Below are 22404 nucleotides of genomic sequence, written 5' to 3'. Positions count from 1 at the left end.
ACGGGTGGGTTGTTCTTCGGCTGATGGTGCGTCGTAGGTGGGCACGCAGTTCCCCGCGCCCCTGACGGGGCGCTGCCCCTAGCGGGACGCGGCCCAGTGGCAGGCCACCTGGGAAGCGCCGCTGCCGTTGAGCAGCGGTAGATCTGTCGTGCGGCACGCGGTTGCCACGCCCGCTCGGTCCGCCTCGCCGTTCGCCAGGATGTGGCAGCGGGCGTGGAAGCGGCAACCCGGGGGGATGCGGGACGGGTCCGGGGGCTCGCCGGTCAGGACGACCGGGTCGCCGGGGGCCTCGGGCAGGACGGACAACAGGGCCTGTGTGTACGGGTGCTGAGGGGAACTCAGGACATCCTCCACCGCCCCCGTCTCGATGATCCGGCCCAGATACATCACCGCGACCCGGTCCGCGATGTTCCACGCGAGTCCGAGGTCGTGGGTCACCACCAGGGCGGACAGGCCGAGTTCGGCGCGCAGACGCAGCAACAGGGCCAGGATCTCGCCGCGTACCGACGCGTCGAGGGACGCCACCGGCTCGTCCGCGACGATGAGTTCCGGCTCCAGGACGAGCGCGCCCGCGATGACGACCCGCTGGCGCTGGCCGCCGGAGAGCTCGTGCGGATAGCGCAGGAAGAACCGCTCGGGCGGTCGGAGCCCGGCCCGCGCGAGGGCCGTCGAGACCGCCTCGTGCTCGTCGCCCGCGTACGCGTGGATCCGCAGCCCCTCCGCCACCGCGTCGTACACGGTGTGCCGGGGGTTCAGCGAGCCGCTCGGATCCTGGAGAACCAGCTGGACCCGCTTGCGGTACGCCTTGAGGGCCCGCGAGGAGTAGTCGAGCGGGCGGCCTGCGAAGGTGACCCGGCCCGCTGTCGGCGGGACGAGGCCGAGGAGCGAGCGCGCCAGCGTCGTCTTGCCGCAGCCCGACTCGCCGACCAGCGCGACGATCTCACCGGGCCGGATGTCGAGATCCACCCCGTCGACGGCACGGGCCCGCGCGGCGTCCCCCCGCCGCGCGGGGAAGCTGACCTCCAGCCCTTCGGCACTCAGGAGGGGCGCGGCGGGGACCGAAGCCGCCGCGGCGACCGACTGGGGCGTCACCGTCATGGAGTGCTCCTCGCCTCTTCCGCCACGTCCGACCCCGCTGACCCCGCAGGCTCCGTGGACCCTGCGGGCTCTGTAGAGCCCGCAGGCCTTGCAGGCTGCGTAGAGCCCGCAGGCCCTGCAGGCTCCGCAGCCCCTGCAGGCCCCTCAGGCTCCGCAGAACCAGCAGAATCCGCCGGACCCGCCAGCCCCGCCGGACCCGCCAGCCCCGCCGACCCCGCCGTGCCCACGTGCACGCACGCCGCGCGGTGGTCCGGGGTGGCCGGGCGCAGGCGCTGGTCCTCCGTGGCGCACGAGGGCAGGGCCACCGCGCACCGCGGGTGGAACGCGCAGCCGGACGGCAGTGCGGCCGGATCGGGCGGGTCCCCGGGCAGCCCGCGTGGCGCGAACCGCGACCCGGCGTCCCCGATACGCGGGAAGGCGGCCGAGAGCGCCTGCCCGTACGGGTGCCGGGCGTCTTCGTACACCTGGTGGGCGGGCCCTTCCTCGACCACCCGGCCCGCGTACATCACCGCGAGCCGGTCGCAGGTGTCGGACAGGACCGCGAGGTCGTGGCTGATCATGACGAGGCCCAGTTCCTGTGCGGAGACGAGCTGCTGGATGAGGCGGAGGATCTGCGCCTGGATCATCACGTCGAGCGCGGTGGTCGGTTCGTCGGCGACGACCAGCCGGGGATCGCAGGCCAGCGCCATCGCGATCATCACGCGCTGCCGCTGCCCGCCGGACAGCTCGTGCGGGTACGCGGACGCCCGCGCCGCCGGGAGCCCCACCTGCTCCAGCAGCTCGCCGGTCCGCTTGCGCGCGCCCGCCGCCGTGGCCTTCCGGTGCAGCAGGATCGGCTCGGCGATCTGGTCCCCGACGCGGTGCACGGCGTTGAGCGAGTGCATCGCGCCCTGGAAGACGATCGAGGCCCCGGCCCAGCGGACCGCCCGTACCCGCCCCCACTTCATGGTCAGTACGTCCTCGCCGTCGAGGAGGATCTCCCCGCTCACCCGGGCTCCGGCCGGCAGCAGCCGCAGCAGGGCGAGCGCCAGCGTGGACTTCCCGCAGCCGGACTCGCCCGCGATGCCGACCTTCTGCCCGGCGTCCACGGTGAGGTTCACCCCGCGCACGGCGGCCACCCCTCCGGCGTACGTCACCTCCAGGTCCCGTACGTCCAGCAGGTGTTGCGCGGTCGGCGTGCTCAACGGGCCACCCCCAGCTTGGGATTGAGGACGGATTCGACGGCACGCCCGCACAGCGTGAAGGAGAGGGCCACGACGGCGATCGCGATGCCCGGCGGCACGAGGTACCACCACTTCCCGGCGCTCACCGCGCCCGCCTCGCGCGCGTCCTGGAGCAGACCGCCCCACGACACGACCGTCGGGTCGCCCAGGCCGAGGAAGGCCAGCGTGGCCTCGGCGAGGATCGACGAGGAGATGATCAGTGTCGTCTGCGCCAGCACCAGCGGCATGACATTGGGCAGTACGTGACGGGACATGACGTGCCGGTGGCCGCCGCCCAGGGCCTTCGCGCGTTCGATGTACGGCCGCGACTCGACGGCGAGGGTCTGCGCACGCACCAGCCGGGCCGTCGTCGGCCACGTCGTGACCCCGATCGCCAGGATGATCGTGCCGAGCGAACGGGACATCACGGTCGCGAGCGCGATCGCGAGCACCAGCGTCGGCATGACCAGGAACCAGTCCGTGATCCGCATCATCACCGTCGCGAACCAGCCGCGGAAGTGACCGGCGGTGATACCGATGAGCGCGCCGATCGCGACGGAGAGGACGGTCGCGAGCAGGCCCACGAGCAGTGACACCCGCGAACCCCACACCACCAGGCCGAACAGACTTCGCCCGAACTGGTCGGTGCCCAGCGGGAATTCGAGGCTCGGACTCTCCATGGGCCGACCGGGCGCGCCCGTCACGCTCTGCACGTCGGAGCCGACGGTCAGCGGTGCGGTCAGCGCGACCAGGGCGAAGAGCGCGAGCGCGGCCAGCCCGAAGAGACCGGAGCGGTGGGTGCGGTAGCGCTGCCAGAACCGGACGGCGGAGGCGCGGCGCCGCTGCCGGGCGAGGGCGCCGGGACCGGCCTTCGCGGGGGCCGGCGAGGCCGTCAGCGGCTCGTCCCTGGCCGGCACGGGTTCGTCCCGGGCCATCTCCGGTTCGTCCCGGGCCATCACCGGTTCGTCCGGGGCCGGCATCGGCTCGTCCGGGTCCGTCGTCGTCATCGGCCCACCCTCGGGTCGAGCAGTGGATAGATCAGGTCGGCGAGCGTGTTCATCACGATCACCGCGGCGGCGAAGACGAAGAACAGCCCCTGCACGAGCGGCAGATCGGGCACGCTCAGCGCCTGGTAGAAGAGCCCGCCGAGGCCGGGCCAGGAGAAGACCGTCTCGACGAGGATCACACCGGCGACGGTCCGGCCGAGGTTGATGAAGACCAGCGTCATCGTCGGCAGCAGCGCGTTCGGCACGGCGTGGCGGCGGCGGACGAGATCGTCCCGCAACCCCTTGGCCCGCGCGGTCGTCAGGTAGTCGCTGCCCATCTCGTCGAGCAGCGCCGAACGCGTGACCAGCAGGGTCTGCCCGTACTCGACCGCGACCAGCGTCACCACGGGCAGGATGAGGTGATGGGCGACGTCGAGGACGTAACCGAAGCCCTCCGCGTTGCCGGACTCCATGCCGCCCGTCGGGAAGAGGCCCGGGACCGGCCCGATCCCGACCGAGAAGACGATGATCAGCAGCAGGCCGAGCCAGAACGGCGGGATCGAGTAGAGGGTCAGCGCGAGGCCGGTGTTCAGGCGGTCGCCGAGGCCGCCGTTGCGCCAGGCGGCCCGGGTGCCGAGGAAAATGCCGATCGCCGTGTAGAGCACGAACGACGTTCCCGTGAGCAGCAGCGTGTTCGGCAGGGCCTCGCTGATCTTGTCCATGACCGGCGCCCGGAACTGGTACGAGGTGCCGAGATCCCCGGTGAGCGCCTTGCCGCAGTAGTCCGTGAACTGCTGCCACAACGGCAGGTCGAGCCCGAACTCCCGTCTGTACGAAGCCAGTTGCTCGGCCGACACCTGGCGTCCGCCCGTCATGAACTTCACCGGGTCGCCGGGGATCAGCCGGAAGAGGAAGAAGCTGGTGACGAGGACGGCGAGCAGGGAGACGGCCGCGCCGCCCAGCTTGCCGGCCACGTACCGCGGATACGCGGTGCCGCGTCCCCGTGGTCCGCGGACCGCCGACGGGCCGGCCTCGGCCGGACCACCGGTCTTCCCCACCAGCGAGGGTGTCGCTTCAGCGGTCATGAACGGCCTTCACTGTTGGGCCACTCCCAGTTGTCCCGGCTCGCCGAGGGCTATTCGCGGTCCTCGGCGGTCGCGCGTCGGCGCAGCGCGAAGAACGCTCCGAGACCCGCGAGGATCACGACACCCGCGACGATGCCGATGATGACGCCTGTCTGGCTGGAGTCGTCGGAGGACTCGCTGGCGGCTGCCGGAGTCGCCGACCACCAGCTCCAGTAGCCGTCCTGGCCGTAGATGTTGCCCGCGGCCTCGGGCATCTTCGTGATCGACGCGATCTGGTCCGTGCGGTAGGCCTCGACCGCGTTCGGGTACGCCATGACGTTCATGTACCCGGTGTCGTACAGCCGCGACTCCATCCGCTTGACGATTTCCGCCCTCTTGGTGGCGTCGTACTCGGCGAGCTGCTGGTCGTACAGCTCGTCGTACTTCTTGTCGCAGATGAAGTTGTCGGTCGCGCCGATGTCCTCGGGCGTCGCCGGGAGCGCCGCGCAGGTGTGGATGGACAGGACGAAGTCGGGGTCGGGGTTGACGGACCAGCCGTCGAAGGCGAGGTCGTACTCGCCCGCCAGCCAGGGGTCGCTCACGTTGTCCCGGCAGTCGAGCGAGACGCCGATGCCGAGCTTGCCCCACCACTCCTGCAGATACTTGCCGACCGCCTTGTCCGGCGGATCCGTGGCATGACACAGGACGCGGTAGGTGATCGGCTCGCCGTTCTTGCCGACGCGCTTGCCGTCACCGTTCTTCTTGTAGCCCGCCTCGTCGAGGAGCCGGGCGGCCTCGGCGGGGTCGTACGCGATCTGCTGGCCGTCCGCCGGCTTCCAGAAGTACGGGGAGAAGCGCGGCGGGATGTAGCCCTCGCCCTCCACCGCGTGGCCCTGGAAGACCTTGTCGATGACGGTCCTGCGGTCCACGGCCGTGAACAGTGCCTGCCGGACCTTCTGGTTCTTCAGCGACTCGTGCCCGTCGCCGAACTTCTTGCCGTTCTTGGCCTGCGCGCCGGGGTTGGTGGCGAGCGCGTAGAAACGGCGGCCCGGCGCGTCGTTGACGGTGACGTCCTGCTGGGTCTTCAGCGCCGCGGCCTGCGCGGGCGTCAGCCCGGAGACGAACGACACCTCGCCCTTCTGCAGCGCCGCGACCGCCGCGTCCCCGTCCTTGTAGTACTTGAAGACCAGCTCGTCGAACTTCGGAGCCCCGCGCCAGAACGACTTGTTGGGCTCCAGCCGTACGTAGCTGTCGGCCTTGTACGCCGTCAGGACGAAGGGGCCGTTGCCGACGATCGGGAACTTCTTGTCGTTGGTGAACTCGGAGAAGTCGTCGACCTTCTCCCAGACGTGCTTCGGGACGATCGGCACGTCCAGCGCGGCCATCGTGGCCTGCGGCTTCTTCAGTTCGATGACCAGTTTCGTGGGGCTCGGCGCGGTGACCGTCCTGAAGTTCGCGACGAAACTGCCGTTCGCGGTGGCCGCGCCCTCGTCGGTCATCATCGTGTTGAACGTCCACGCCGCGTCCTCGGCGGTGGCCTGCTTCCCGTCCGACCACTTCGAGTTGTCGCGGATCGTGTAGGTCCAGGTCAGCTTGTCGGCCGAGGGCTCCCACTTGGTGGCCAGACCCGGGATCGCGTGGTTGTCCTTCGGGTCGTAGTTGGTCAGGTACTCGTACATGAGCCGGTGGATGCTCGTACTGACCAGCCGCGCCGCGAGGAACGGGCTCAGCGAGTCGACGCTCTGAGCCACCGCGACGGTGAGAACTTGCTTGTCGTCCTTGGCTTCGGCCTGCTGGGGAGCCGGGCCGAGCGGGGTCATCTGACCGACGGTGAGGGTGAGGGCGCCGGCCCCGGCGACCGCGAGAAGCCGAAGGGCAGCGCCCCGGAAGGGGCGCGGGGAACTGCGCGACCAGCCACGACGCACCCGCGGACAACTCGTCAAACCCTCGGTGGAGCGCGTCGTGCCGTACTGGTCGTGTGTGTCCATGGCTCGCTGACCTCACGTCATCACTCGCACGGAGACGGGCTGTTGCCCTGCTGATCCGGTGACCGCGGCCGGGTCGATGTGCGTGTCTATCAGCGCCGGTCGGCATGCGTCAACGGCCCGTGAACCCCGTGTGGCCTGCGGAAATAACGAGTTGACCCGGATTTCACGGCCATTGGTCCAGACCGGTGAAGGGTGCCTGGTAGGAGGCTGGCGGTACGGAACGCGGCTGGTACGACGGCCTGTTGGCACCGGCCGCGCGAGAGGCGTCCCGGGGTACGCAAAGGGCCCGCGCCGTAGATGTACGGGGCGGGCCCTGAGGCTGGAGCGACGGCCGAGGATTAGACCGTACGGGTCAGCTGTCTGCGTTGGTCGTACACGCGGTTACTGCTGGGGCGGCGGAGGCGGAGGGGTCTGGGATTGCCCCTGCCCCTGGGAGTCCTGACCGCCGTGCTCAGCCTGCGAGGGCTGGGGCTGCGACTGCGGCTGGTAGGGCGCCCCCGGCTGGAACGGCTGCCCCGGAGCGGGCGCGGGCGCGTTCGGGTTGAAGGGCTGGCCCGGCTGCTGCCCGGGCTGGGGCTGCCAGCTCTGGGGAGCGGGGTAACCCGCCGGACCGGGCTGCTGCGGCGGTGCTCCCTGCGGAAGCGCGGCTCCATGCGGCGGGTAGGGCTGCCCGGGCTGCGGCTGCTGGTACGGCTGCGCCGGTTGCGCGGGCTGCCCCTGCTGAGGGAACGGCCCGGGATGCTGCCCCGGCCCCGGCTGACCCGGGTACTGCTGACCGGGTACGGGCTGTCCATGCGCGGGCTGCCCAGGCATCGGCGGTGCGGCCACCGGCGGCGGGTTGCCGTCCGACGTCCACAGGCCCTGCGACTGCTGGTGGCGCGCGATGTCCTCCGCGACCAGCGCCGACAGGTTGAAGTACGCCTCACGCACCTTCGGCCGCATCATGTCGAGGTTGACCTCGGCGCCCGCCGCCAGATGCTCGTCGAACGGTACGACGATGACACCCCGGCAGCGCGTCTCGAAGTGGCTGACGATGTCGTCCACCTTGATCATCTTGCCGGTCTCGCGCACCCCGGAGATGACGGTGAGGGACCGCGAGACCAGATCCGCGTACCCGTGCGCCGACAGCCAGTCCAGCGTCGTACTGGCGCTGCTGGCACCGTCCACGGACGGCGTCGAGATGATGATGAGCTGGTCGGCGAGGTCGAGCACACCGCGCATGGCGCTGTACAGCAGACCCGTACCGGAGTCCGTGAGGATGATCGGGTACTGCCTGCCGAGCACGTCGATCGCGCGCCGGTAGTCCTCGTCGTTGAACGTCGTCGAGACGGCCGGGTCGACGTCGTTGGCGATGATCTCAAGCCCCGACGGGGCCTGCGAGGTGAACCGCCTGATGTCCATGTACGAGTTGAGGTACGGGATCGCCTGGACGAGGTCACGGATGGTGGCCCCGGTCTCCCGGCGCACCCGGCGGCCGAGCGTACCGGCATCCGGGTTGGCGTCGATCGCGAGGATTTTGTCCTGCCGCTCGGTGGCCAGCGTGGCGCCGAGGGCGGTCGTCGTGGTCGTCTTGCCCACGCCGCCCTTGAGGCTGATGACGGCGATGCGGTAGCACGACAGCACCGGCGTCCGGATCAGGTCGAGCTTGCGCTGCCGCTCGACCTCCTCCTTCTTGCCACCGAGCTTGAAACGGGAAGACCCGGCGGTGGGCCGCCCGCTCTTCGCCTTCTGCTTCTTGTTGTTGAGCAGCCGGTCGGACGACAGCTCCACGGCCGCCGTGTAGCCGAGCGGCGCCCCCGGGTTGGTCCGCTCCCGCTGATCGTGCTGCACGGGCTGCGGCCAGGCGGTACCGGTACGGGGATCGACAGGGGCCTGCTGTTCCGGCTGAGCCGGGGCCGGGGCCTGAGCCGCTTGTGCCTGCGGCTGCGGCTGTGCCTGGGCCTGAGGCTGCTGGTAGGGCTGGCCCTGCTGCGGGAACGGCTGCGCGGCGGGCTGCTGGGGAGCCGGGGCCTGCGGGACCTGCGGAGCCTGCGCCTGCGGGAACCCGTAACCCCCTTGCTGGGCAGGCGAGTCGGCGACGCCCGGCTGCGGGAAGCCGTAACCGGGCTGGGGGCCGGGGGCGTTGGGCGTGTTCGGCGCGGGAGTGCCCGGCTGAGCCGGAGCGGCCGGCTGCGGGAACCCGTAACCGGGGGCCTGCGCGGGCGGGTTCGCAGCAGCCGGATCGGGCTGGACGGGCTGGACGGGCTGGGCCTGCGGGACCGGCTGGGCCTGAGCGGCGGCCCGGCGCGCACGCCGTGCCTCCTCCAAGGCGCTGACCAGGTCCTCCGCGGGCTGCACGGGCGGCGTCGGCTGCTGGAGACCGTAGCCGTCCTGAGGTGCGGGGGCGGTGGGGGCGGCAGGGGCGCCGGAGGGCTGGGGGGCGACGGGTCCGGGCTGCGGGAAGCCGTAGCCGCCCTGCGGCCCCGGAACAGGAGCTTGGGCCGGGGGCACGGCCGTACCCCCGGGCTGCTGCTGGGGCTGCTGGGGCTGGGGGAAGGCAGGGGCTGCCTGGGCGGCCGGGGGTGTACCGGGAGAACCGGGAACGCCGTCCTGCGCACCCGGAGCCGTACCCGGGGCGCTGAACTGCGGGAACCCGTAACCGCCGGGCTGACCCGGCGACGCCGGACCACCGGGGGCAGGCGTTCCGGCGGCAGCGGGCGTACCAGGGGCAGCGGGCGTACCGGGCGTACCGGGCGTGCCAGGCCAGGCGGGCGGGGAGGCCTGCGGCGCCTGAGGCTGGAAGGGCTGTCCCTGCGGCGGCGCGGACGGCTGCGCCGGAGCATCCGCCTGCGGCCGCCCGTCCTCACCCTCCGTCGACGTGGGCCACTGCCCGGCGGCGGCCGGCGCGGCAGGCTGGTACGACGGCGGCAGCGGAGGCAGTCCGCCCTGCGGGAGCGGCGGCGGAGTCCACGCGGGAGGCACGTCCCGTACGACGTCGGCCGCGTCCGGGGCCGGCTCCACGACGGCGTCCTGGGGCTCGGCGGCGAGAGGCTCGGCCTCACCCGTCACGGGAGCGGAGTCATCGAGGGAACCGGAGTCCTGTGCGAGGGCGTCAACCGGCCGAGGCTCGCCGTCACCCGTGGACGTCTGTGCGGCCGGAGTCGGGGCCGGGGCCGGGGCCGAAGCGGGAGCCGGAGCCGGAGCCGGGACCGGAGCTGAGGGTTCGTCCTCCTGCTCCTCATCCCTGTCCCTGCCCTTGTCCCCGTCCCTGTCCCTGTCCCCTTCCTTGTCCTTGTCCGCCGAAGGCGGCTCCTCGGCCCCGTCGTCCACCTGGTCGTCGTCCTCGGCCTCACTCCCGAACGCGACCTGGACGACCTCCCCGTCGGTGCTCTTCGGGACGTCAGCCACCTCGTCCCGGCCGGCGGCCTCGGGCTCGGCCTCGGGTGCGGGAGCTGCCTCGGCGTCGGGTACGCGCCCGCCTTCGGCCTGGGAACCGGCCGCGGTCCGCTCCGCGGCCTCCCGCTTCACGGCGCCGGGGGAGATGCGCAGGGTGGCGCCGCTCTCGATGTCGCCGCGGTCGGCGTCGCCGGGAGCCTGCGCCGCCGAGGGAGCGCCAACGGAAGGAGCGCCGACCGGCGGAACCGCCGCACCCGGCGGAGACCACGGCTGCCGACCCGGCCCCTGGGCCTGGGCCTGGCCTTGGCCTTGACTCTGGCCTTGGCCGTGTCCTTGCCCCTGTCCTTGCCCCTGACCTTGTCCCTGCGCTGCCGCCCCCTGCCCGTACCCCTGCCCATGCCCAGGCGCCTGGAAGTTCGGCAGGTTCGGCAGGTTCGGAACGCCGGCCGGCCCCCTGGCCGGAGCGACAGGAACGACAGGAGGCGCGACCGGCTTGCTGTAGGGAGTCCCGGAGGCGAATGCGGGCACGCCCGGAAGCCGAGGGCCGAACGAAGGCTCGACCGGAGCCTGCCGGGCCACCGGCGCCGTGTCGGCCGGGCCACCCGCGTCCCGCTCCGCCCTCGCGTCCGCCCCCTCTTCCGCAGCCCGGTTCGGCTCCTTCGACTCGTCCGGTGCGTCCCGTGCGTCCGGCTCGTCCGCCGAATCCGTCTCCGGCGCGGCCGGAGAAGCTCCGTCGGAACTGCCTGACGCGTTCTGCGTGTACCAGGCAGGAGGGGCGTAGTCGATGGTGAACTCGCCCGTCGTCTCGACGGCGGACTCCGCGTCGGACTGGTCATCGCCGGGTGTGGCCCAGCCCCCGCGGATCCCGTCCCGATCGCTGTTCACAATTCCTCCTGGTGTGGTCGAGCACCCTCATGCCGAGCTGGGGCGACCGTTCTCGTCGTCCGGGATCTTTCGATGCGCCCCGGATCCCCCTGTGAAGCGGCGGTCCCGTCCTCGGGTACTACTGCCGCGCCAACCCCAGGGTAATCACCACAACCACCCCCACGGCAGGCCCGTCCACCCCTCCGGTGCCACCCACTACGTCACAGCCTGCCCAGAAGTGGCCTATGAACTGCCTTGTACGGAAGGCAAAGTGGACAAAGAGCGCTAAAGCGAGAAGGACCGGCGGCACCGATGCCGCCGGTCCTTCTTCCCTGCCGCGCACGCCCGCCGCTGCTGACGCCGGCCACCGTGCGGCACTCCGTCACCGTGCGGCACCCCGCCGACGCGCGGCCCTGCACTGCCATGCGGCACCTCGCCGACGTGCGGCCCTGCACTGCCGTGCGGGCGGCCCAGCGCCATAGCGCGGTCCAGCGCCGCTGTGTGGTTCCGCCGTCCTACTCGGCCGCGGCCGAGCCGTCCCGCGGAGCCGGCTCCAGGTCGAACTCACCGTCGCGAGCGCCGAGCACGAAGGCGCGCCACTCGGCCTCCGTGTACCGCAGGACCGTGTCCGGGTCGAGCGACGACCGCATGGCCACCGCGCCCTCGGGGAGATACGCGATCTCGACCCGCTCCTCGTGCTCCTCGGTACCCGGCGCGCTCTGCCATTCGACCCCCGAGATGTCGAGGGCGTAGAGCTCGTCCTTCTCCCGCTCCTTGCGCGCCTTGACGTCCTTGTCCTCTGCCTCGGCCATGGCCAAGCGACCCCTTCCAGACGAACGAACCCGACCTGTCGCGTCACCCTACTGGGACCGCCCCTGGCCTCCCCGGCCTCAGGGAACCCCGGTCGGAACGGCTCCCACCCCCTGGTACGCTGTGTTACGGCCGTATGTGTACGCACCCCCGGACAGTCCCTTCAGGGCTCCGGAGGACGCGCTCAACGGATCCCGCCTTCCGAGTCATGGAAGCTCCCCTGAGAAGTGGACCAGGGGCACTCGGTGGGCATCGACACAGACTACGAGGAGTACGCGTGCCGCTCGACGCCGCTACGAAGAAGCAGCTCATCACGGAGTTCGGTCAGAAGGAGGGCGACACCGGCTCTCCCGAGGTCCAGGTCGCGATGCTCTCGCGCCGTATCTCGGACCTGACCGAGCACCTCAAGACCCACAAGCACGACCACCACTCCCGCCGTGGTCTGCTGATCCTGGTCGGTCAGCGCCGTCGCCTGCTGCAGTACCTGGCCAAGAAGGACATCCAGCGCTTCCGTGCGCTGGTCGACCGCCTGGGCATCCGCCGCGGTGCGGCCGGCGGCGCCAAGTAGGACATCGTGAAGGGAGCGGTTCCCACGCAAGAAGGGGACCGCTCCCTTTGCTGTACGTGCGGAGTGTCACCACACCTTTGTAGTGTGGTAGCACAACGCAATACGCGGGACACAGCGTGGCACCGTCACAGCGCACAGCGCCGCACGGCCGCCACGCCGCACGACACGTACGGGACACACCACACGTACGACAGGCACCACACGTAGGACACGTAGAACACGTAGGACACGAGGAAAAGCGCACCTCGCCGCCGCCGGTCCTCGGTAGTGGCCTCCGGGAGAATGCGAACCCGGGAGCTTCGATCGAAGACCGGCCCGCACAAGAAGGCGCGCTTCTCCGCAGAAGCGTCCCCCTGCCACACGGGCAGGTGAGGACGAAAGACGAAAAGTATCGGAGAAAACGCTAGTGGAGAACGAGACCCACTACGCCGAGGCCGTTATCGACAACGGAACCTTCGGCACCCGCACCATCCGCTTCGAGACGGGCCGCCTGGCCAAGCAGGCCGCCGGCTCCGCCGTGGCGTACCTGGACGACGACACCATGGTGCTGTCGGCCACCACCGCTTCCAAGAAGCCCAAGGACAACCTCGACTTCTTCCCCCTCACGGTGGACGTCGAGGAGCGGATGTACGCGGCCGGCAAGATCCCCGGCAGCTTCTTCCGCCGCGAAGGCCGGCCCTCCGAGGACGCGATCCTCACCTGCCGCCTCATCGATCGCCCGCTGCGCCCGTCCTTCAAGAAGGGCCTGCGCAACGAGATCCAGGTCGTCGCCACGATCATGGCGCTCAACCCCGACCACCTGTACGACGTCGTGGCGATCAACGCCGCCTCCGCGTCCACGCAGCTGGCCGGTCTGCCCTTCTCCGGCCCGATCGGCGGCGTCCGCGTCGCGCTGATCAACGGCCAGTGGGTCGCGTTCCCGACGCACACCGAGCTTGAGGACGCCGTCTTCGACATGGTCGTCGCCGGTCGCGTCCTGGAGGACGGCGACGTCGCGATCATGATGGTCGAGGCCGAGGCCACCGAGAAGACCATCACGCTGGTCGCGGGCGGCGCCGAGGCGCCCACCGAGGAGGTCGTCGCCGCCGGTCTGGACGCCGCGAAGCCCTTCATCAAGGTGCTCTGCAAGGCCCAGGCCGACCTCGCCGCGAAGGCCGCCAAGCCGACCGGCGAGTTCCCGGTCTTCCTCGACCACCAGGACGACGTCCTGGAGGCCCTGACCGCCGCGGTCAGGAGCGAGCTGTCCCAGGCGCTCACCATCGCCGGCAAGCAGGACCGCGAGGCCGAGCTGGACCGCGTCAAGGAGATCGCCGCCGAGAAGCTGCTCCCGCAGTTCGAGGGGCGCGAGAAGGAGATCTCCGCCGCGTACCGCTCGCTCACCAAGGCCCTGGTCCGTGAGCGCGTCATCAAGGACAAGGTCCGCATCGACGGCCGCGGCGTCACGGACATCCGTACGCTCGCCGCCGAGGTCGAGGCCATCCCGCGCGTGCACGGCTCCGCCCTGTTCGAGCGTGGCGAGACCCAGATCCTGGGCGTCACCACCCTGAACATGCTCCGGATGGAGCAGCAGCTGGACACCCTTTCCCCGGTGACCCGCAAGCGGTACATGCACAACTACAACTTCCCGCCGTACTCGGTCGGCGAGACCGGCCGCGTCGGCTCCCCGAAGCGCCGCGAGATCGGCCACGGAGCGCTCGCCGAGCGCGCCATCGTGCCGGTCCTGCCGACGCGCGAGGAGTTCCCCTACGCGATCCGTCAGGTGTCCGAGGCCCTCGGCTCCAACGGCTCGACGTCCATGGGCTCGGTCTGCGCCTCCACCATGTCGCTGCTGAACGCCGGTGTGCCCCTCAAGGCCCCCGTCGCCGGTATCGCCATGGGCCTGATCTCCCAGGAGATCAACGGCGAGACGCACTACGTCGCCCTCACCGACATCCTCGGTGCGGAGGACGCCTTCGGCGACATGGACTTCAAGGTCGCCGGCACCAAGGAGTTCGTGACCGCCCTCCAGCTGGACACCAAGCTGGACGGCATCCCGGCCTCCGTCCTGGCCGCGGCCCTCAAGCAGGCCCGTGACGCCCGCCTCCACATCCTCGACGTGATGATGGAAGCGATCGACACGCCGGACGAGATGTCCCCGAACGCCCCGCGGATCATCACGGTCAAGATCCCCGTGGACAAGATCGGTGAGGTCATCGGCCCGAAGGGCAAGATGATCAACCAGATCCAGGAGGACACCGGCGCCGACATCACGATCGAGGACGACGGCACCATCTACATCGGTGCCCAGCAGGGCTCGCAGGCCGAGGCCGCGCGCGCCACGATCAACTCGATCGCCAACCCGACCATGCCGGAGGTCGGCGAGCGCTACCTGGGCACCGTCGTGAAGACGACGACCTTCGGTGCGTTCGTGTCGCTGCTCCCGGGCAAGGACGGACTGCTGCACATCTCGCAGATCCGTAAGCTCGCCGGCGGCAAGCGCGTGGAGAACGTCGAGGACGTCGTCGGCGTGGGCTCCAAGGTCCAGGTCGAGATCGCCGAGATCGACTCCCGCGGCAAGCTCTCCCTCATCCCCGTGATCGAGGGCGAAGGCGACGACGAGAAGAAGGACGACACCGACAAGTGACGTCGAGCAGCTCCACGGCGACGGCCCGCACCTCCTCGGAGGCGCGGGCCGTCGCCCGTACCCAAACCCTGATCAAGGGCGAGAACGGCATCGGTACGGTCCGCAAGACCACCCTCCCCGGGGGCCTGCGCATCGTCACCGAGACCCTGCCCTCCGTGCGCTCCGCCACCTTCGGCATCTGGGCGCACGTCGGCTCGCGCGACGAGACGCCGGCTCTGAACGGCGCCACGCACTATCTCGAACACCTCCTCTTCAAGGGCACGGGCAGGCGCAGCGCCCTGGACATCTCCTCCGCGATCGACGCGGTCGGCGGCGAGATGAACGCGTTCACGGCGAAGGAGTACACGTGCTACTACGCACGCGTGCTCGACACCGATCTGCCGCTCGCCATCGACGTGGTCTGCGACATGCTCACCGGCTCGCTGATCCGCGAGGACGACGTGAACGTGGAGCGCGGCGCGATCCTCGAAGAGATCGCGATGACCGAGGACGACCCGGGCGACTGCGTGCACGACCTGTTCGCGCACACCATGCTCGGCGACACCCCGCTCGGCCGCCCGGTCCTCGGCACGGTCGACACGGTCAACGCCCTCACCGCGGACCGCATCCGGCGCTTCTACAAGAAGCACTACGACCCGACCCACCTCGTGGTCGCCGCCGCAGGCAACGTCGACCACAACAAGGTCGTACGCCAGGTCCGTGCCGCCTTCGAGAAGGCGGGCGCCCTCAAGCAGCAGGCCGCCACCCCGATCGCCCCGCGCGACGGCTCCCGGACCATCCGCACCGCCGGACGCGTCGAGCTCCTCGGCCGCAAGACCGAGCAGGCCCACGTCGTCCTCGGCATGCCGGGCCTGGCCCGCACCGACGAGCGCCGCTGGGCGCTCGGCGTCCTGAACACCGCACTGGGCGGCGGGATGTCCTCCCGCCTCTTCCAGGAGGTCCGGGAGAAGCGCGGACTGGCGTACAGCGTGTACTCGTACACCTCGGGCTTCGCCGACTGCGGCCTCTTCGGCGTGTACGCGGGCTGCCGTCCGAGCCAGGTCCACGACGTGCTGAAGATCTGCCGCGACGAACTCGACCAGGTCGCCGAGCACGGCCTGTCCGACGACGAGATCGGCCGGGCCATCGGCCAGCTCCGCGGCTCCACGGTCCTCGGCCTGGAGGACACGGGCGCGCTGATGAACCGTATCGGCAAGAGCGAGCTGTGCTGGGGCGAGCAGATGTCCGTCGACGACATGCTGACTCGGATCGCGTCGGTCACCCCGGACGACGTCCGGGAGGTCGCCGCCGAGATCCTGGGACAGCGGCCCTCGCTGTCGGTCATCGGCCCGCTGAAGGACAAGCAGGCGTCGCGTCTGCACGAAGCCGTCGCGTAGAGCGGCACACGTCCTCGACCGGGGCAGGTCCCCGACTAAGGAATCACGAACATGAGCAAGCTGCGCGTGGCGGTCCTGGGCGCCAAGGGGCGTATCGGATCAGAGGCGGTCCGGGCCGTCGAGGCCGCCGAGGACCTGGAGCTGGTGGCCGCCCTCGGGCGCGGGGACTCCCTGGAGGCCCTGACCGACGCGGGCGCCCAGGTCGTCGTCGAACTCACCACCCCCGACTCGGTGATGGACAACCTCGGCTTCTGTGTCCGCCACGGTATCCACGCCGTGGTCGGTACGACGGGCTGGACCGACGAGCGCCTCGCACAGCTGACCACCTCGCTGGAAGCCGCACCGGGGACGGGCGTGCTCATCGCCCCGAACTTCTCCATCGGCGCGGTCCTCACCATGAAGTTCGCGGAGGTGGCCGCGCCGTACTTCGAGTCCGTCGAGATCATCGAACTGCACCACCCGAAGAAGGTGGACGCCCCCAGCGGCACCGCCTCCCGCACCGCCCAGCTCATCGCCGCCGCCCGGCAGAAGGCGGGCAGCGCCCCGCAGCCCGACGCCACGGCGACGGGCCTGGACGGCGCCCGCGGCGCGGACGTCGACGGCGTACCGGTGCACTCGGTCAGGCTGCGCGGCCTGCTGGCCCACCAGGAAGTACTGCTCGGCGGGGAGGGCGAGACCCTCACGATCCGCCACGACTCCCTCCACCACAGCAGCTTCATGCCGGGCATCCTGCTCGGCGTACGCCGTGTCGTGGACACCCCGGGCCTCACCTTCGGCCTGGAACACTTCCTGGATCTGAAGTAACCGCCATGGCCGCGAAAATCACGTACGCCGTCACGGCCGCTGTCCTGGTCGTCTACTTCGTCCTGGTCGGCAGCCGTGGGGTGATGCTCATCCAGCACGGCACCCTGCTCACCGTCACCTTCGGTGTCGCCGTCCTGATCCTGCCGGTGATCGGCGTCTGGTTCCTCTGGAAGAACACCCAGTTCGTGCAGCGGGCCAACCGGCTCGCCACCGAACTGGACGCCGAGGGCGGGCTGCCCGTCGACGAACTGGCGCGCACCCCGGCCGGCCGTATCGACCGCGACTCGGCCGACGAGGTCTTCGCCCGCCGCAAGGCCGAGACGGAAGACTCCCCCGACGACTGGCGCAGCTGGTTCCGACTGGCGATCGCCTACCACGACGCCCGCGACACCCCGCGGGCCCGCAAGGCGATGCAGCACGCGATCGCCCTCCACGACGGCAAGCCCGTACGCGCCTGAACGAGGTGACGACGGAGGGGCCGGCCCGCATGAGCGGACCGGCCCCTCCGTCGTCAGACTGTTTACGCGTGCTGCCGGTATTCGTCCGCCCAGACCTCGACACCGTCCGCGGCCCGGTCGAAGGCTTCGGGGCGCCCCAGGAAGTCCGCGTTGTGCGTGGTCAGCAGGGGCGTCGTCTCATTGCCGGAGTGGCCGCCACGGACGAGGACGAGCGCCTGCCCCTGTACGGTCCGCGGGAGCCCGAGCCAGCGCACCGGCTGCTGCACGGTCCGCACGACCATGACATGCGCCCACGGTGTCGTGGTCGTCTGCAGGAAACGCACCCGGCGCAGTCCGGTGGCGCTCACCCACGCGCCCATCCGCAGCAGACGCAGGGCACCCGCGATGACCACCACGGCGAGGCCCAGGCACACAGCGCCCCCGGATCCGTTACCGGCCACGGCGATGATGACCGCCGCGAACAGCACGTACGAGGCGAGCAGCAACAGAAGCGCGGCCGCGCCGACCCGCCAGGGGCCGGGCCGGTAGGGACGCCGCCACTGGTCGCGGTCGTCGAACGGCAGCGCGAGATCCTCGCCGGCCTCGTCGAAAGCGCGATCGGCGGTCAGAAAGGGCAGGGGCACGACTGATCCTCACTCAATCCACGCATGGACTATGCCCGGTGAGGCTACCCAGCCCGATCTCCGCCCACCACCCGCGGGGGTCCATGAGGGTGCTGACCGGCCACGGGGCCCGTGGGAAAGGGTCAGCGGCGCGAGGACGCGTCGGACTGCTGCGTGTGCGCGGGGGAGACGTCCGCCGAGAGGGCGGGCAGCCCGATGAGCAGGGAACCCGCGAGGCCCGCGACCACGGTCAGGCCTATGAGCCATCGGCCGACCAGCTCCGAGGCGGAGGCACGCAGGCGTGGTGGGGGAGCGACATTGCTGCGGAACTGGTCGGCTTCGGCGATGAAGGCGAACGGAACTGGCTCGCGCCGACGGAACATGGGGTGCGCTTCTCCTCTGACGACTCGAATCCTCCGGGGTTCGTTCTGCGGAGGATTCGAACGAATCGTTGTCATCCATACAGACGAGCGAGTGCCCCAAAAGGTGCCATCTTTCACCGGATTCGCAGAAGTTCGCCGACCTATGTCGCGGCACGGCACCGAACGTCCCGTTGTCAGTGCCTGGCCGTAGAGTGGGCGCCGCCCGAGCCAGTACTGGGAAGGACCCTCCACGCCGTGACCGACACCCCCGCCGACGACCTCAAGCCCAGCTTCCGCAGCGATGTCACCGTCGAGCTGGTCAAGCACACCGCTTCCGACTCCGACGTGCTGTTCGCCGCCCGCGTCTCGACCCTCGGGGAGCAGTCCCTGGGCGAGCTGCAGAAGGACCCGGAGCGTTCGAAGGGCCTGATCAACTACCTGATGCGGGACCGGCACGGCAGCCCCTTCGAGCACAACTCGATGACCTTCCTCATCAGCGCCCCGATCTTCGTCTTCCGCGAGTTCATGCGGCACCGCGTGGGCTGGTCGTACAACGAGGAGTCGGGCCGCTACAGGGAGCTGGAGCCGGTCTTCTACGTCCCGGGCGCGTCCCGCAAGCTGGTCCAGGAGGGCCGCCCCGGCAAGTACGTCTTCGTGGACGGCACCGAGGCCCAGCAGGAGCTCACGGGCCGCGTCATGGAGGACTCGTACCGCCAGGCGTACGAGGCGTACCAGGAGATGCTCGCCGCCGGTGTGGCCCGCGAGGTCGCCCGCGCGGTCCTCCCGGTGGGCCTGTTCTCCTCGATGTACGCGACGTGCAACGCCCGCTCGCTGATGCACTTCCTCGGCCTGCGCACCCAGCACGAGCAGGCCAGGGTCCCGTCCTTCCCGCAGCGGGAGATCGAGATGGTCGGCGAGAAGATGGAGGCGGAGTGGGCCCGGCTCATGCCCCTCACGTACGCGGCCTTCAACACGAACGGGCGCGTGGCCCCGTAACGCACCCGGATCGCCCCGTCGGACACGCCATCGGGCACATCTGTACGGGCGGCCAGGCGAAGTGTCCGTATTGCGGCATTTCGAGAAGTTCATCTAGCCTGATCAAACGGACCCGGCACTGCTTGAACCCCCGAGCAGGCAGTGCCGGGTTCCACTTTTGTCCTGACTTGTCGCATCCCCCGAGGGCAGACCGCACGGTGAGCAGCGAGTAGCGTGTTACCCATGGCTCCGACCTCCACTCCGCAGACCCCCTTCGGGCGGGTCCTCACTGCCATGGTCACGCCCTTCGCGGCGGACGGCGCACTCGATCTCGACGGCGCGCAGCGGCTCGCCACCCACCTGGTGGACGCAGGCAACGACGGCCTGATCGTCAACGGCACCACGGGCGAGTCCCCGACCACCAGCAACGCGGAGAAAGCGGATCTCGTACGAGCCGTACTGGAGGCCGTCGGCGACCGCGCCCACGTCGTCGCGGGCGTCGGCACGAACGACACCCGCCACAGCATCGAGCTGGCCCGCGACGCCGAGAAGGCCGGCGCCCACGGCCTGCTCACCGTGACGCCCTACTACAACAAGCCCCCGCAAGAGGGCCTGTACCAGAACTTCACCGCGATCGCCGACGCCACCGGCCTGCCGGTCATGCTCTACGACATCCCCGGCCGCAGCGGTGTCCCGATCAACACCGAGACCCTGGTGCGCCTCGCCGAGCACCCGCGTATCGTCGCCAACAAGGACGCCAAGGGTGATCTCGGCCGCGCCAGCTGGGCCATCGCCAGCTGCGACCTCGCCTGGTACTCGGGCGACGACATGCTGAACCTGCCGCTGCTCTCCGTGGGCGCGGTCGGCTTCGTCTCCGTGGTCGGCCACATGGTCACGCCCGAGCTGCGGGCCATGATCGACGCGTACACGAGCGGTGACGTCCAGAAGGCGACCGAGATCCACCAGAAGCTGCTCCCCGTCTTCACCGGGATGTTCCGGACCCAGGGCGTCATGACCAGCAAGGCCGCGCTCGCCCTGCAGGGCCTGCCCGCCGGACCGCTGCGCCTGCCCATGGTCGGCCTGTCGCCCGAGGAGACCGCGCAACTCAAGATCGATCTTGCCGCCGGCGGGGTACAGCTCTAACCACAGACTTCACAACTGAATACGTACGACCAAGCAGGCCCAGCGCCTGCTCCACCAGACAACTGCTACTGCACGAACGTCATGCGCGCCACGTGCCCTGCCAGGTACGTGGCGCGTGTGGTGAGGAGAGTCTTTTGAGTCATCCGCATCCGGAACTCCGTCTGCCGCCGAAGCTTCCCCAAGGGGGCCTCCGCGTCACCCCGCTCGGTGGCCTCGGTGAAATCGGCCGAAACATGACGGTCTTCGAGTACGACGGCCGCCTTCTGATCGTCGACTGCGGCGTGCTCTTCCCCGAGGAGGAGCAGCCCGGGATCGACCTGATCCTTCCGGACTTCAGTTCGATCAGGGACCGCCTCGACGACATCGAGGGCATCGTCCTCACGCACGGCCACGAGGACCACATCGGCGGCGTCCCCTTTCTCCTCCGCGAGAAGCCGGACATCCCGCTCATCGGCTCCAAGCTGACCCTCGCCCTCATCGAGGCGAAGCTCCAGGAGCACCGCATCCGCCCGTACACGCTTGAGGTCGCCGAAGGCCACAAGGAGCGCATCGGCCCCTTCGAGTGCGAGTTCGTGGCGGTCAACCACTCCATCCCGGACGCCCTCGCGGTCGCCATCCGCACCCCTGCGGGCATGGTCGTCCACACCGGCGACTTCAAGATGGACCAGCTCCCGCTGGACGGCCGTCTCACGGACCTGCACGCGTTCGCGCGGCTGAGCGAGGAGGGCATCGACCTCCTTCTCTCGGACTCCACGAACGCCGAGGTCCCGGGCTTCGTCCCGCCCGAGCGCGACATCTCGAACGTGCTGCGCCAGGTTTTCGCGGGTGCCAGCAAGCGCATCATCGTGGCCAGCTTCGCCAGCCATGTGCACCGCATCCAGCAGATCCTCGACGCCGCCCACGAGTACGGCCGCCGGGTCGCCTTCGTCGGCCGCTCGATGGTCCGCAACATGGGCATCGCGCGCGACCTCGGCTATCTGAAGGTCCCGCCGGGTCTCGTGGTCGACGTCAAGACGCTGGACGACCTCCCGGAACACGAGATCGTCCTCGTCTGCACCGGCTCCCAGGGCGAGCCGATGGCGGCCCTGTCGCGGATGGCCAACAGGGACCACCAGATCCGTATCGTCCAGGGCGACACGGTGATCCTGGCGTCGTCCCTCATCCCGGGCAACGAGAACGCGGTCTACCGCGTCATCAACGGCCTGACCCGCTGGGGCGCCAACGTCGTCCACAAGGGCAACGCCAAGGTGCACGTCTCCGGCCACGCCTCGGCCGGCGAGCTCCTGTACTTCTACAACATCTGCAAGCCACGCAACCTCATGCCGGTCCACGGCGAGTGGCGCCACCTGCGCGCCAACGCCGAGCTGGGCGCCCTCACCGGCGTCCCGCACGACCGGATCGTGATCGCCGAGGACGGCGTGGTCGTCGACCTCATCGAGGGCAAGGCGAGAATCTCCGGAAAGGTCCAGGCGGGTTACGTGTACGTCGACGGCCTCTCGGTCGGCGATGTCGGCGAGCCCACGCTGAAGGACCGCAAGATCCTCGGTGACGAGGGGATCATCTCGGTCTTCGTGGTGCTGGACACCAGCACGGGCAAGATCACCGGAGGGCCGCACATCCAGGCCCGCGGCTCGGGCATCGAGGACTCCGCCTTCAGCGCCGTCCTCCCGAAGGTCGTCGAGGTCCTGGAGAGGTCGGCCCAGGACGGCGTTGTCGAAGCCCACCAGATGCAGCAGCTCATCCGCCGCACGCTGGGCAAGTGGGTCTCGGACACCTACCGCCGCCGGCCGATGATCCTGCCGGTCGTCGTCGAGGTCTGAGTCACCTCGTAGCACGTACACCCGGAGCGGGGCACCTCGATTTGCATCGGGGCGCTCCGCTCCAGTACGTTTACGGCTCCGCCTGAACGGGAACCCGACACAACTTGGTGTCCGGACCTCCTCGCAGGGGGCGGGAATTCCGACTCAGAACTTCTGATAAAGTCGGGATCGCCGGAAAGGGAAACGCGAAAGCGAAAACCTGGAAAGCGCCGAGGAAATCGGAACCGGAAACGGTCTGATAGAGTCGGAAACGCAAGACAGCGAGACAAGCACAACAGTAGAACAG

17 protein-coding genes are annotated in these 22404 nt (G+C 70.1%); 8 read left to right on the top strand and 9 right to left on the bottom strand.

Features of this window, described 5'->3' with window-relative positions:
- Nucleotides 1-78: 78 nt before the first annotated feature.
- From C6Y14_RS39400 to C6Y14_RS39370, 7 genes are all read right to left on the bottom strand, one after another.
- Nucleotides 79-1098, bottom strand: a complete 1020-nt coding sequence (locus tag C6Y14_RS39400; protein ID WP_107021732.1) for an ABC transporter ATP-binding protein — start codon at nucleotides 1096-1098, stop codon at nucleotides 79-81.
- Nucleotides 1095-2282: an ABC transporter ATP-binding protein gene (locus C6Y14_RS39395; RefSeq protein ID WP_225891509.1), complete on the bottom strand. Its 1188-nt coding sequence runs from the start codon at nucleotides 2280-2282 to the stop codon at nucleotides 1095-1097. Before C6Y14_RS39395 ends, C6Y14_RS39400 begins: the two co-directional genes overlap by 4 nt.
- Nucleotides 2279-3235: an ABC transporter permease gene (locus C6Y14_RS39390; RefSeq protein WP_107021821.1), complete on the bottom strand. Its 957-nt coding sequence runs from the start codon at nucleotides 3233-3235 to the stop codon at nucleotides 2279-2281. Before C6Y14_RS39390 ends, C6Y14_RS39395 begins: the two co-directional genes overlap by 4 nt.
- Before the next feature lie 68 nt (nucleotides 3236-3303).
- The gene (locus C6Y14_RS39385; protein ID WP_107021731.1) at nucleotides 3304-4371 is read right to left on the bottom strand and encodes an ABC transporter permease; all 1068 of its coding nucleotides are present in this window, start codon (nucleotides 4369-4371) and stop codon (nucleotides 3304-3306) included.
- A 50-nt stretch (nucleotides 4372-4421) separates the two neighbouring features.
- A complete protein-coding gene (locus C6Y14_RS39380) occupies nucleotides 4422-6338 on the bottom strand; it encodes an ABC transporter substrate-binding protein (protein WP_107021730.1) in 1917 nt (638 codons plus the stop codon).
- A gap of 381 nt (nucleotides 6339-6719) precedes the next feature.
- Nucleotides 6720-10598: an SCO5717 family growth-regulating ATPase gene (locus C6Y14_RS39375; RefSeq protein ID WP_107021729.1), complete on the bottom strand. Its 3879-nt coding sequence runs from the start codon at nucleotides 10596-10598 to the stop codon at nucleotides 6720-6722.
- A 494-nt stretch (nucleotides 10599-11092) separates the two neighbouring features.
- Nucleotides 11093-11389 (bottom strand): DUF397 domain-containing protein, encoded by a 297-nt coding sequence (locus tag C6Y14_RS39370; RefSeq protein WP_107021728.1) that lies wholly within the window; start codon nucleotides 11387-11389, stop codon nucleotides 11093-11095.
- A gap of 275 nt (nucleotides 11390-11664) precedes the next feature.
- Between C6Y14_RS39370 and rpsO the strand changes: the two genes are divergently transcribed.
- The 5 genes from rpsO (at nucleotide 11665) to C6Y14_RS39340 (ending at nucleotide 17216) form a co-directional block, all read left to right on the top strand.
- Nucleotides 11665-11955 carry a 30S ribosomal protein S15 gene (gene rpsO / locus C6Y14_RS39365; protein ID WP_107021727.1) on the top strand — a complete coding sequence of 97 codons (291 nt, stop codon included), beginning with the start codon at nucleotides 11665-11667 and terminating at the stop codon, nucleotides 11953-11955.
- 406 nt (nucleotides 11956-12361) lie between these two features.
- Nucleotides 12362-14578 (top strand): polyribonucleotide nucleotidyltransferase, encoded by a 2217-nt coding sequence (locus C6Y14_RS39355; protein ID WP_107021725.1) that lies wholly within the window; start codon nucleotides 12362-12364, stop codon nucleotides 14576-14578.
- On the top strand, nucleotides 14575-15954 hold the full coding sequence (locus C6Y14_RS39350; protein ID WP_107021724.1) for a M16 family metallopeptidase: 1380 nt from the start codon (nucleotides 14575-14577) through the stop codon (nucleotides 15952-15954). Before C6Y14_RS39355 ends, C6Y14_RS39350 begins: the two co-directional genes overlap by 4 nt.
- 51 nt (nucleotides 15955-16005) lie before the next feature.
- Entirely contained in the window at nucleotides 16006-16758 is a 753-nt protein-coding gene (dapB, locus tag C6Y14_RS39345) for a 4-hydroxy-tetrahydrodipicolinate reductase (protein ID WP_107021723.1), read from the top strand.
- 5 nt (nucleotides 16759-16763) lie between these two features.
- The gene (locus tag C6Y14_RS39340) at nucleotides 16764-17216 is read left to right on the top strand and encodes a tetratricopeptide repeat protein (RefSeq protein ID WP_107021722.1); all 453 of its coding nucleotides are present in this window, start codon (nucleotides 16764-16766) and stop codon (nucleotides 17214-17216) included.
- Between the two features lie 62 nt (nucleotides 17217-17278).
- Here the strand turns inward: C6Y14_RS39340 and C6Y14_RS39335 are convergent, their stop codons facing one another.
- Both C6Y14_RS39335 and C6Y14_RS39330 read right to left on the bottom strand, forming a co-directional pair.
- A complete protein-coding gene (locus tag C6Y14_RS39335) occupies nucleotides 17279-17839 on the bottom strand; it encodes a hypothetical protein (RefSeq protein WP_107021721.1) in 561 nt (186 codons plus the stop codon).
- Between the two features lie 122 nt (nucleotides 17840-17961).
- Nucleotides 17962-18201, bottom strand: a complete 240-nt coding sequence (locus C6Y14_RS39330) for a hypothetical protein (RefSeq protein ID WP_107021720.1) — start codon at nucleotides 18199-18201, stop codon at nucleotides 17962-17964.
- Nucleotides 18202-18435: 234 nt separating this feature from the next.
- Here C6Y14_RS39330 and thyX point away from each other — a divergent pair, with 234 nt between their 5' ends.
- The 3 genes from thyX to C6Y14_RS39315 all read left to right on the top strand — a co-directional run bounded on the left by thyX (nucleotide 18436) and on the right by C6Y14_RS39315 (nucleotide 22118).
- Nucleotides 18436-19176 (top strand): FAD-dependent thymidylate synthase, encoded by a 741-nt coding sequence (thyX, locus tag C6Y14_RS39325; RefSeq protein ID WP_107021719.1) that lies wholly within the window; start codon nucleotides 18436-18438, stop codon nucleotides 19174-19176.
- Between the two features lie 222 nt (nucleotides 19177-19398).
- Entirely contained in the window at nucleotides 19399-20298 is a 900-nt protein-coding gene (gene dapA, locus C6Y14_RS39320) for a 4-hydroxy-tetrahydrodipicolinate synthase (protein WP_107021718.1), read from the top strand.
- A gap of 134 nt (nucleotides 20299-20432) precedes the next feature.
- Complete coding sequence (locus C6Y14_RS39315) at nucleotides 20433-22118, top strand: ribonuclease J (RefSeq protein WP_107021717.1); 1686 nt, start codon at nucleotides 20433-20435, stop codon at nucleotides 22116-22118.
- The last annotated feature ends 286 nt before the right edge of the window (nucleotides 22119-22404 follow it).

Origin of the sequence: Streptomyces dioscori (assembly GCF_003024195.1) — a bacterium.
In the GTDB taxonomy this organism is placed as follows: domain Bacteria; phylum Actinomycetota; class Actinomycetes; order Streptomycetales; family Streptomycetaceae; genus Streptomyces; species Streptomyces dioscori.
The sequence above is the reverse complement of the archived record's forward strand: the minus strand, read 5'-3'. Positions and strand labels throughout refer to the sequence as shown.